Annotated in this window: 8 protein-coding genes; all 8 read right to left on the bottom strand. The window is 65.8% G+C overall.

The window, feature by feature from the left end; all coding sequences use genetic code 11:
* Window positions 1-668: 668 nt before the first annotated feature.
* The 8 genes from PLC66_RS21180 to PLC66_RS21145 all read right to left on the bottom strand — a co-directional run bounded on the left by PLC66_RS21180 (window position 669) and on the right by PLC66_RS21145 (window position 10,761).
* Window positions 669-1,331, bottom strand: a complete 663-nt coding sequence (locus PLC66_RS21180; RefSeq protein WP_324544179.1) for a LutC/YkgG family protein — start codon at window positions 1,329-1,331, stop codon at window positions 669-671.
* Window positions 1,328-2,737, bottom strand: coding sequence for a lactate utilization protein B (locus PLC66_RS21175; RefSeq protein ID WP_324544178.1), 1,410 nt, complete (start codon window positions 2,735-2,737; stop codon window positions 1,328-1,330). Before PLC66_RS21175 ends, PLC66_RS21180 begins: the two co-directional genes overlap by 4 nt.
* Before the next feature lie 3 nt (window positions 2,738-2,740).
* A complete protein-coding gene (locus PLC66_RS21170) occupies window positions 2,741-3,532 on the bottom strand; it encodes a (Fe-S)-binding protein (protein ID WP_324544177.1) in 792 nt (263 codons plus the stop codon).
* Between the two features lie 143 nt (window positions 3,533-3,675).
* The gene (locus PLC66_RS21165; protein ID WP_324544176.1) at window positions 3,676-5,376 is read right to left on the bottom strand and encodes an L-lactate permease; all 1,701 of its coding nucleotides are present in this window, start codon (window positions 5,374-5,376) and stop codon (window positions 3,676-3,678) included.
* Between the two features lie 107 nt (window positions 5,377-5,483).
* A complete protein-coding gene (gene pntB, locus PLC66_RS21160; protein ID WP_324544175.1) occupies window positions 5,484-6,899 on the bottom strand; it encodes a Re/Si-specific NAD(P)(+) transhydrogenase subunit beta in 1,416 nt (471 codons plus the stop codon).
* 10 nt (window positions 6,900-6,909) lie between these two features.
* Window positions 6,910-8,499, bottom strand: coding sequence for a Re/Si-specific NAD(P)(+) transhydrogenase subunit alpha (locus tag PLC66_RS21155; RefSeq protein WP_324544174.1), 1,590 nt, complete (start codon window positions 8,497-8,499; stop codon window positions 6,910-6,912).
* A 304-nt stretch (window positions 8,500-8,803) separates the two neighbouring features.
* A complete protein-coding gene (gene phbB, locus PLC66_RS21150) occupies window positions 8,804-9,550 on the bottom strand; it encodes an acetoacetyl-CoA reductase (RefSeq protein ID WP_051174623.1) in 747 nt (248 codons plus the stop codon).
* Between the two features lie 35 nt (window positions 9,551-9,585).
* The gene (locus PLC66_RS21145) at window positions 9,586-10,761 is read right to left on the bottom strand and encodes an acetyl-CoA C-acetyltransferase (RefSeq protein WP_324544173.1); all 1,176 of its coding nucleotides are present in this window, start codon (window positions 10,759-10,761) and stop codon (window positions 9,586-9,588) included.
* Between the last annotated feature and the right edge of the window lie 136 nt (window positions 10,762-10,897).

Here is a 10,897-nt window from a genome sequence, read left to right as displayed (position 1 = left end):
GATTGTTCCGCGCGGACGGAGGCTGGAGAAGGACGCCGCTCAGTGACCGGTTACGGTGATGTGCAGATCGAAGTAGGACTTTTCGTTGGAAGTGGTCATGGTGAATCTCCTGAGAACAATGAGGCGGAGACACACCGGACCCAAGCGCGGGAGGTGTGGAACCCCCGCGTGGGTTGATGGAGCAGCTTGGTGACATCGCCATCGACAGGCGATGGCCGTTCGCGCATGGATGTCGGTGCGAACTGGTGTGATCAACGCGGCCGGAACCGCGCCGTAGCCTCGGGGATCATGGCTACCTGGGCATGTTGCTGAGGGGAGTCAGCAGAACATGGCATCAACCTGCCATTCCTCGGCGTGACGGGCGAGAGGAAATCAGCATCGAGGTTTGACCCGATTCGTCCCCCCATCGCTCTTCGGGAAAAGGAAAGGTTGGCGGCGCGCCCGCATCTTGCGGATGCCAACACACGGGACGGCTCCGGTCTTGATCGATCGCTACGCCTTCAATCGGATTTGTCGGGGGAGAGGTGAGGCGGCGCCTGTTGCATGGGGGGGGGGAGCCCATCGGCGCCGCCTCGTTTTCACCGGCCGGAGGAGGGAGCCGATGAAACTGGGGTGGAGACGTCTTGATGCCGCACCAGCACAGAGCTGACTTGGTGCGACGCCTTCACTTATTCGCTGCTGTCGGGCGTTCCGACGATCACCACGTGCAGGAAACGCGGGCCATGCGCCCCCAGCACGAGGCTGCCCTCGATGTCCGTGGTGCCGCTGGGACCCGTAACGATGTTGACGTTGCGAGGAGGGCGCTGGCCGGCGGTGGCCGCGGCGTAGTCGTCCAGGAACGGGAGGATCGTGTCTGCGCGCACCATGACGAGGTGATGCAGGGGCAGGAAGTTGGCGAGGATCGGCGTATCGGCGCCCGAGTGAAACACCAGCGAGCCGGTCTCGGCGATGCCCCAGCGTGCAACGCCGATCGCGATCATCTCGTCGGGTGCCACCTGGTCGTGTAGCTCGAACCCGGACCAGTCCAGGCCCTGCAGCGGCGCAGCGGGCTGCAGCGCAACCACCGCGGGCAGCCCAAGCGCCTCGAGGTAGCGACCGACCGCCGCCGGCAACTCGCTCGCGCTGGCGATGCATTCGGCGGTCGCGGCCACCTTGGGGCTGGTGACGCGGGCGATGAAGGCGTCCACCAGGCCATCGGCCAGCAGCGGCGGGCGAATGGCCGGCAGATCCTGCAGCAGCGCATCCGCGTCGCGGCGTACCGCCGCGGGATCGACCGCGGTGTTGCCGAGGCCGCTGCGCACGGCGTTGAGGATGGTTTCGCGTGCGCTCATTGGCCTTTCTCCTGATCCTTGTACATCTCCATGAAGGTGCGCTTTGCCGGTGCGGGGAACTCGCGATAGGCGGTCCATGCGCCCAGGCCGGGCATTCCCTTCACGAGGCCGCCGCGACTGAACAGGCGCATCACCCGGATCGCGATCGCCGTGCCGAGTCGGTACAGCCGCGGGCGTGATGCGACGAAGGTGTGGATGCCCAGGCCAAAACGGACCGTGGCCGGCTCCAGGCCCTCGCGCCAGGAGCGGTCGCGCCAGCCGCGCAGCAGGGTCGGCAGCGGGATGGCCACCGGGCAGACTTCCTGGCACTTGCCGTTCATCGTGCACGCGTGCGGGAGGTCGCGCGACGACTCGAGGCCATCGAAAACCGGTGTCAGCACCGCGCCCATCGGGCCGGGGTAGGTGCCGCCATAGACGTGGCCGCCCAACTGGCGGAACACCACGCAGTGGTTCATGCAGGCGCCGCAGCGGATGCAGCGCAGCATCTCCTTCATGCCTTCGCGCAGCATGCGGGTGCGGCCGTTGTCGACCAGCACGATGTGAAATTCTTCCGGCCCGTCGCGATCGCCGGTCTGCTTCGGTCCGCAGTGGAAGGTGGTGTATTGGGTGACGTCCGCGCCGGTTGCCGAGCGCACCAGCAGGCGCAGCATCAGGAAGGCGTGCTCGGTGCTGGGGACGAGCTTTTCGATGCCGGCGGTGACGATGTGCACCCGCGGCGGGGTGGTGGTGAGTTCGGCGTTGCCTTCGTTGGTGACCGTGCAGGTGGCGCCGGTGTCGGCAACGAGGAAGTTCGCGCCCGAGATCGCCACGTCGGCGGTGAGGAACTTGTCGCGCAGCTCGCGCCGCGCGCTGTCGACCATCGCCTCGATGGTTTCTTCCTGGTGCGGTGCGCGGTGCAGGCGCTTGAACATCTCCGAGACCTGCTCGCGCGTGCGGTGCATCGACGGCCACACGATGTGCGACGGGCGGTCGCCGCCGAGCTGCACGATGTGTTCGGCGAGGTCGGTCTCGACGCGCTCGATCCCGGCTTCGTCGAGCGCGTGGGGCAGGCCGATCTCCTCGCCCAGCATCGACTTGACGCGGGTGACGCGCTTGGCGCCGGCCTCGAGACACAGCGCGACGACGATCTGCGAGGCCTCTTCGGCGGTCCTTGCCCAGTGCACCTTGGCGCCGGAGGCGATCGCGTTGCGCTCGAACTCGAGCAGGTAATGGTCGAGGTTGGCGATGACGTGGTCCTTGATGCGCTTGCCGCGCTCGCGAGCGGCATCGAACTGCGGGAACTGCGTCATTGCCACCGCGCGCTTGCGCTCGGCCGTGCCGGTGGTGCGATCGATCGCGATCTTCAGCGTCGGGTCCGCCAGGGCTTCCTTGGCGCGCGCCTTGAAAGAGAGGGTTGCTTCTTGCATGACTCAGCGCTCCTCGCCGATGGCCGGGCCGCCAGCCATGCCGGCCAGCACCTCGGCCGCATGGAAGGTGCGCACGCTCGAGCCCTTGCGCTTGAGCTTGCCGGCCATGTTCATCAGGCAACCGAGGTCGCCACCGAGCAGCAGGCTCGCGCCGCTGCGGTCGATCGCGTCGGCCTTCTCGCCGACGACCGCGTTCGAGATCGCCGGGTACTTGACGCAGAAGGTGCCGCCGAAACCGCAGCACACATCGTTACCCTCGAGCGGCTTCAGCGTGAGCCCGGACACCTTGCCCAGCAGGGCGCGCGGCTGGTCATGGACACCGAGCTCGCGCAGGCCGGAGCAACTGTCGTGGTAGGTGAAGCTGGTATCGAGCTTCACGTCGGCGGGCGCAAAGTGCATCACGTCGACCAGGAAGCTCATGAGTTCGTAGGTGCGTTCGCCGAGCCGGCGCGCGCGTTCGGCCCAGGCGGGATCGTCTGCCAGGGCCTCGGCGTAGTGCACCCGCGTCATGCCGACGCACGAGCCGGAAGGCGACACGACGTAGTCGTAGCCCTCGAAAGTCTCGATGAAATGGCGGGCGAGCACCGCCGCGTCGGCGGTGTCGCCGCTGTTGAAAGCCGGCTGGCCACAGCAGGTCTGCGCGTCCGGTACCTCGACACGGCATCCGGCATCGCGCAGCAGCTTGAGCGTGGCGAAACCGACGCTGGGGCGCATCGCATCGACGAGGCAGGTGACGAACAGGCCGACACGCGGTGGCGACGAGAAGGCACCTATCTGTTTGAGGGTAGTGGTCATAGTCGTACGCTCCATACATTCGATCAGAACCCAGCGCAGTCGTGACGCCCTGCCCGCGCTGGGCTCTTGCCGACAAAGCGCGATCACACAGCTACGGTCAATATTGCCGAGTTCGGGTAATAGTGCTTACAACGGTCAGTTACTCACGGCAATTTCACGCCCAGCAAGGGGTCGCCCAAGTTCAATACATGCATAGACAGCATCGCCAGTATTCCGGCAAGAGCCACGTAGTAGATCGTCGGGATGATGGTGCGCCGCAGGATCTGCCCCTCGCGCCCCATGACCCCCACGGTCGCCGACGCGGCCACCACGTTGTGGATCGCGATCATGTTGCCCGCCGCCGCTCCGATGGACTGCGCTGCGACCATTGTTGCGCCGCTGACGCCCAGTGCCTGCGCAACGCTGTACTGGTACTGGCTCAGCATCAGGTTCGACACAGTGTTCGAACCGGCAAGAAAGGCCCCGAGAGCGCCGACCGTCGGGGCGAATATCGGGTAGATGTCCCCGACCGCTGATGCCACCCAGAGTGCCATCGAGATCGGCATGCTCGCGAACTCGTTCGCGTTCACGCCGGACTGGATCATGATGCGGACCATCGGCACGGTGAACACCAGTACGAAGCCGGCGCTCAGCAGCGTGGTGGAGGATTCCTTGACCGCCCTCCCGAAGGAAGGGAGGTACATCTTGTGCAAAATGATCGTCACCAAGCACACGGCGACCAGTACGCCGCCGGGGAGGTACAGGGGCTGGAAATTGCCGCTGATGCCCGGCTCGCCGAGGATGTCGCGTACGCTCCAACTCACCGACAGCAGCGCTTGCTTAAAGGGTGCCACCGTGCGGCTGAGCACCAGCACCAGGGCAAGCAACAGGTAAGGCAGCCAGGCGACGAAGACGGGGATTTTCCTCGTGTTCTGGTCGATCTTCATTTCGAAGGTGCCCATCCATTCGGCCGGCCACTCCTTCGGCTCGGCGAAGTCCCAACTCTTCTTCGGCACCAGGAACCCGGCCCGCGCCGCGAGGGATACCACGGTAAGGCCGAGCAGACCTCCGAGCAAGGACGGGAACTCAGGCCCGAGAAAGCGGCCGGCCAGGGCATACGGGACGGTGAAGGCGAATGCGGAGAAGAGCGCGAACGGCACGATCGGCAAGGCCTCGGCCCACGACTTGTTGCGACCGAAGAATCGCGTCATGAACATTACCAAGAACACGGGGATCAGCGTGCCGCAGATGGCATGGCCCAAGGAGACGCGCTCGACGATCAGATTGAAGAAGGCCGTCCAGTCCTGCCCCTGCGCCTGCAGTGCCGCGGTCATCGCCTCGCGCTGAAGGCCGCCCTGCACGCCAACGATCAATGGCGTACCGACGGCGCCGAAGGAGACCGGCGTCGACTGGATGATCATCCCGAACATCACCGCCGACAGCGCCGGAAAGCCGACCGCCACCATCAGCGGGCCGGCCACGGCGGCCGGTGTCCCGAAGCCGGACGCACCCTCGATGAACGATCCGAACAACCACGCGATGAGGATGACCTGCACGCGTCGATCAGGACTGATGCGCGCGAACCCGCTGCGGATGCTGGCGATGCCGCCCGAGTGCTTCAGGGTGTTCAGCAGCAGCAGCGCGCCGAAGATGATCCACAGCACCTGGACCGTGATGATCAGCCCCTCGAGTGTGGCCGCTGCGATACGGTTGAGGCTGACGCCCCAGGCGAGCAACGCGATCGCCGCGGTCACGAAGTAGACCAGGGGCATGGCACGCTTGGCCGACCACCCGAGTCCGATGAGAAGGAGGCCGGAGAGACCTATCGGTATGAATGCCAACAGTGCTTGCAGGCCGAGCGTCATGATTTGTCTCCCTTCGCAATTTCTTTGAGTTGTTGTGTATCGGTCGTCCGGATCGGCGTGCGCAGGGCGACGATCCGGACGCTTCCAGCGTCGGTACGGCTTGTCGATCAGGCGCTCAGCGCACCCAGCACCTCGTCGAGCATCTTCCTGGCGTCGCCGAACAGCATGCGGTTGTTTTCCTTGTAGAACAGCGGGTTGTCGACCCCGGCGTAGCCCGACGCCATGCTGCGCTTCATCACGATCGAGGTCCTCGCCTTCCATACTTCCAGCACCGGCATGCCGGCGATCGGGCTGCCCGGGTCTTCCTGGGCAGCCGGGTTCACGATGTCGTTGGCGCCGATGACGATGGCGACGTCGGTGTCCGGGAAGTCCTCGTTGATCTCGTCCATCTCGAGCACGATGTCGTAGGGCACCTTGGCCTCGGCCAGCAGCACGTTCATGTGGCCCGGCATGCGACCGGCCACCGGGTGGATGGCGAAGCGCACGTTGATGCCCTGGCCGCGCAGCACATTGACGATCTCGCACACCACGTGCTGGGCCTGCGCCACCGCCATGCCGTAGCCCGGCACGATGACGACGCTCTTGGCCTCGCGCAGCAGCTCGGCGGTCTCGACCGCGCTGATCGGCTGCACCTCGCCGGCCGGCTCGGCGCCCGCCGCCGCGGCCGAGGGCGCGCCGCCGCCGGTGCCGAAGCCGCCGGCGATGACGCTGATGAAGTTGCGGTTCATCGCCCGGCACATGATGTAGGACAGGATCGCACCGGAGGAACCCACCAGCGCGCCGACCACGATCAGCAGGTCGTTGCTGAGCATGAAGCCGGTGGCCGCAGCCGCCCAGCCCGAGTAGCTGTTGAGCATGGAGACGACCACCGGCATGTCCGCGCCGCCGATCGCCATCACCATGTGCACCCCGAAGGCGAGCGCGATCACGGTCATCACCAGCAGCAGCGTCATGCCGGCGCCGGTCGAGTGCGTGTTCAGGAACCAGTTGCCGAACAGGATCACCAGCACGAGGCCGATCAGGTTGAGGATGTGGCGCGCCGGCAGCAGCAGCGGCTTGCCGCCGATCTTGCCCGAGAGCTTGCCGAAGGCGATCAGCGAACCGGAGAAGGTGACCGCACCGATGAAGATGCCGATGTAGATCTCCACCTCGTGGATGGTCTTCTCGGCGGCGGTGGGGAACACGATCGAGGTGTCGATGTAGCTGGCGAAGCCCACCAGGCAGGCGGCCAGGCCCACCAGGCTGTGCATCAGCGCGACGAGCTCGGGCATCTGCGTCATCTGCACCGTCTTGGCGGCGTAGAGGCCGACGCCGGCGCCGATCAGGAGGGCGATGATGATCCAGGGAATGCCGCCCGCGCTGACCTGCGGGCCGAACACGGTGGCGAGCACCGCGAGCGCCATGCCGATCATGCCGAACAGGTTGCCGCGGCGTGCGGTCTCGGGGTGGGCGAGCCCGCCCAGGCTGAGGATGAAGAGGATGGTGGCGCCGATATACGAGACAGTGGCCATGCTTGAGGTCATTGTCGTCTCCTTACTTGCGGAACATCGCCAGCATGCGACGCGTCACCGCGAAGCCGCCGAACATGTTGACGGCCGTGAGCGCGAGCGCGAAGAAGGCCAGGAACAGGATCAGCCCGTCGGGGCGGTCGGCCGCGCCATCGCCCAGCGGCGGCGCCACCTGCACCAGCGCGCCGATCGCGATGATCGACGAGATCGCGTTGGTCACGCTCATCAGCGGCGTGTGCAGCGAGGGCGTGACGTTCCACACCACCATGTAGCCGACGAAGCAGGCCAGCACGAACACCGTGAAGTGCGACAGGAAGCTGGCCGGCGCGTACAGGCCGACGAGCAGGAACAGCAGCGCACCGACACCGAACACGATGGCCAGCGACTTCACCGACATCGGCTCGCCTGCGCCGTGGCCGTGGCCCTTGGGCGCGGCGATCGGCGTGGCGGCGGCCTTGGGCTTGGCCGGCGCGGCCGGCAGCTTGGGCGGCGGCGCCGGCCAGGTGAGCTCGCCGTCCCGGATCACGGTGAGGCCGCGGATCGCGTCGTCCTCGAAATTGACGAGGATGTTGCCGTCCTTGGCCTTGCACAGTTCCTCGGCCAGGCGCAGCAGGTTGTTCGAGTACAGCGTGGACGACTGCTTGGCCAGGCGGCTGAGCAGGTCGGTGTAGCCGATGATGGTCACGCCGTGGCGCACCACCGCCTCGCCGGGCACAGTGAGTTCGCAGTTGCCGCCCTGCTCGGCCGCGAGGTCGACGATCACGCTGCCCGGCTTCATGCTCTGCACCATCTCGGCGGTGATCAGCTTGGGCGCGGGCTTGCCCGGGATCAGCGCGGTGGTGATGATGATGTCGACTTCCCGCGCCTGCTGCGCGTACATCGCGCGCTGCGCGGCCTGGAAGCCCTCGCTCATCACCTTGGCGTAGCCGCCGCCGCCCGAGCCCTCTTCCTCGTAATCGACCTTGACGAACTCGCCACCGAGCGAGACCACCTGGTCGGCGACTTCGGCGCGGGTGTCGTTGGCGCGCACGATGGCGCCCAGGTTGGCCGCGGTGCCGATGGCGGCGAGACCGGCCACGCCGGCGCCGGCGATGAAGACCTTGGCCGGCGGGATCTTGCCGGCGGCGGTGACCTGGCCGTTGAGGAAGCGGCCGAAGGCGTTCGCCGCCTCGATCACGGCACGGTAGCCACTGATACCGGCCATCGAGGTCAGCGCGTCCATCTTCTGCGCCCGGCTCAGTTGCCGCGGCAGACAGTCGATGGCGAGCACCGTGGCGCGTCTTGCCTGCAGCGCCTGCATCAGCTCGGGGTTCTGCGCCGGCCACACGAAGCCGACCAGCGTCGCGCCTTCGCGCAGCATGGCGACTTCTTCCAGCGTAGGCGGGCGAACCTTGAATACGATGTCGGCCCGTGCCCAGACGTCGGCGGCGCCAGGTAATACCTCGGCGCCCGCGGCTCGGTAGTCCTCGTCGGCAAAGTTCGCCGCTTCTCCGGCGCTGCTTTCGACCGCGACGGCAAAACCCAGCTTGACGAGCTTCACCACGACCTCGGGAACGGACGCCACGCGTTTTTCACCAGCGAAGGTTTCCTTTGGAATTCCGATCAACAAACTCATGGCTTCGACTCCTCAATCGATTGACCTTGCAGGCGCGGCTGCGCCGAGCGGCAAGCCTCGCTGCGCAGCCCGCGGCTTCGAGCTGTCGGTATCGGCGCTCTCGCGAACTTGGGCGCCACGCGGGTTCCACAAAGCGTGGTTCCATGAGCCATGGATGTTTGCATCGGGTTCTCCCTGTTCTGTTTTTTTGGCGAAGCAGTGCGTGCGTTCAAGCCGAGCAAGCCGAATGAGCTCCGACAGACGCCATGGCCAATCGCACTCGGAGACGTGGCGCGTGTGCTGGCGAAGCCCGGGCCCACATACCTCACTGCATGTGCTGTCCGCCGTTGATGGCGATGTTGGCGCCGGTGACGAAGGCGGCCTCCTCTGATGCCAGGTAGATGATCAGGCCGGCCACCTCCTCCGGTTTGCCGAGGCGCCCCAGCGGAATCTGCGGCAGGATCTTGCTGTCCAGCACTTCCTTCGGGATGGCCATGACCATCTTCGTGCCGATATAGCCGGGGGAGATGGTGTTGACCGTGACGTTCTTCTTCGCCACCTCGAGCGCCAGCGCCTTGGTGAAACCATGCACGCCGGACTTGGCTGCCGAGTAGTTGGTCTGCCCAAACGCACCCTTGCTGCCATTGACCGAGGACACGTTGATGACGCGGCCCCAGCCGCGCTCGGTCATGCCGTCGACCACCTGCTTGCTCATGTTGAACAGGCTGTCGAGGTTGGTACGCAGCACCGCGTCCCAGTTGACCTTGTCCATCTTCTTGAAGGTCATGTCGCGCGTGATACCCGCGTTGTTAACCAGCACATCGACCTCGCCGACCTTCTCCCGCACCTCGGCCACGGCCTTGGTACATGATTCGAGATCGGCGACGTCGCAAGGCACAGCGAGAATGTCGTGCCCCCTTGCCTTCATGTCGGCGACCCACTCCGCATGTTTCGTATTTCCGGGCGAATACGTAACGGCCACCCGGTAACCTGCCGCGGACATCTTGGTGGAGATGACCTCACCCAGGCCACCCATGCCACCCGTAACCAGCACCACACGTGCATTGCTCATGTTCGTCTCCTCAGTCGCGTCGTTCAGGATTGGATTCAGCGTTCGATGGCAAGTGCGACGCCCATTCCGCCGCCGATGCAGAGCGAGGCGAGGCCACGGCGTGCATCGCGCCGAATCATTTCGTGGATCAGCGTGACCAGCACGCGGCATCCGGATGCGCCGATCGGGTGCCCGATCGCGATCGCGCCGCCATTGACGTTGATCTTGCTGGTGTCCCAGCCCATTTCCTTGTTTACCGCGCAGGCCTGCGCCGCGAAGGCTTCGTTGATCTCCATGAGGTCGAGCTGGTCGGCCGTCCAGCCGGCCTTGTGCAGGCACAGCTTCGAGGCGGGCACCGGGCCCATGCCCATGATCGTGGGTTCGAGGCCGGCGGAGGCGTAGGCGGCGATGCGGGCGAGCGGCTGGAGGCCGAGCGCCTTCGCCTTGCTCGCGGACATCATCAGCACCGCGGCAGCGCCGTCGTTGATCCCCGAGGCGTTGCCGGCCGTCACCGACCCTGCCTTGTCGAACGCGGGCTTGAGGCCGGCGAGCGATTCGGCCGTCGTGCCGTGCTTGATGAATTCGTCGGTGTCGAACACCACCCTGCCCTTGCGGCTGACGATCTCCACAGGGACGATCTCGTCCTTGAAGCGGCCGGCCTTTTGCGCGGCCTCGGCCTTCTGCTGGGATGCAGCGGCGAAGGCATCCTGCTCCTCTCGCGAGATGCCGTATTTTTTGGCAACGTTTTCGGCAGTGGTGCCCATGTGGTAGTGGTTGTAGGCATCCCACAGGCCGTCGTTGATCATCGTGTCGACCATCTTCCAGTCGCCCATGCGCTGGCCATCGCGCGAGCCCATCACCACATGCGGCGAAGCGCTCATGTTCTCCTGGCCGCCGGCGATGACGATGTCCGCATCGCCGCAACGGATGGCCTGCGCGGCCAGATGGGTGGCCTTGAGGCCCGAGCCGCAGACCTTGCCGACAACGAAAGCCGGCACGCCGATCGGCAGGCCGGACTTGATCACCGCCTGACGCGCCGGGTTTTGGCCGCCGCCGGCGGTCAGTACCTGGCCGAGGATGACCTCGTCGACCATGTCTCCACTGATGCCGACGCGTTCCAGCAAGGCCTTGATGACGGTGGCACCCAGATCAGGTGCAGCGACTTTTGCGAGGGCACCTCCGAACTTGCCAACAGCAGTGCGCGCGGCGGCAACGATGACGACGTCTTCCATGGTCCGTTTCCTTTCTCGTTGAATGACAATCTGACCTTCGCCCCCCTTGTTATGAGTGGCAGATGCCGGTCTGGTATCGGAGGGTTGGGGTTGGGGTTGGGGTTGGGGGGCGGAGCCTTACTTCTTGCGCATCGGC

The sequence above is a fragment of the Thauera sp. genome (genome assembly GCF_035444905.1).
In the GTDB taxonomy this organism is placed as follows: domain Bacteria; phylum Pseudomonadota; class Gammaproteobacteria; order Burkholderiales; family Rhodocyclaceae; genus Thauera.
The sequence above is the reverse complement of the archived record's forward strand: the minus strand, read 5'-3'. Positions and strand labels throughout refer to the sequence as shown.

What these genes read in the sequence shown, in the direction of transcription:
- PLC66_RS21145 (WP_324544173.1), bottom strand. Translation starts at nt 10,761, where the DNA reads ATGGAAGACGTCGTCATCGTTGCCGCCGCGCGCACTGCTGTTGGCAAG.
- PLC66_RS21170 (WP_324544177.1), bottom strand. Translation starts at nt 3,532, where the DNA reads ATGACCACTACCCTCAAACAGATAGGTGCCTTCTCGTCGCCACCGCGT.
- phbB (WP_051174623.1), bottom strand. Translation starts at nt 9,550, where the DNA reads ATGAGCAATGCACGTGTGGTGCTGGTTACGGGTGGCATGGGTGGCCTG.
- PLC66_RS21175 (WP_324544178.1), bottom strand. Translation starts at nt 2,737, where the DNA reads ATGCAAGAAGCAACCCTCTCTTTCAAGGCGCGCGCCAAGGAAGCCCTG.
- PLC66_RS21155 (WP_324544174.1), bottom strand. Translation starts at nt 8,499, where the DNA reads ATGAGTTTGTTGATCGGAATTCCAAAGGAAACCTTCGCTGGTGAAAAA.
- PLC66_RS21165 (WP_324544176.1), bottom strand. Translation starts at nt 5,376, where the DNA reads ATGACGCTCGGCCTGCAAGCACTGTTGGCATTCATACCGATAGGTCTC.
- PLC66_RS21180 (WP_324544179.1), bottom strand. Translation starts at nt 1,331, where the DNA reads ATGAGCGCACGCGAAACCATCCTCAACGCCGTGCGCAGCGGCCTCGGC.
- pntB (WP_324544175.1), bottom strand. Translation starts at nt 6,899, where the DNA reads ATGACCTCAAGCATGGCCACTGTCTCGTATATCGGCGCCACCATCCTC.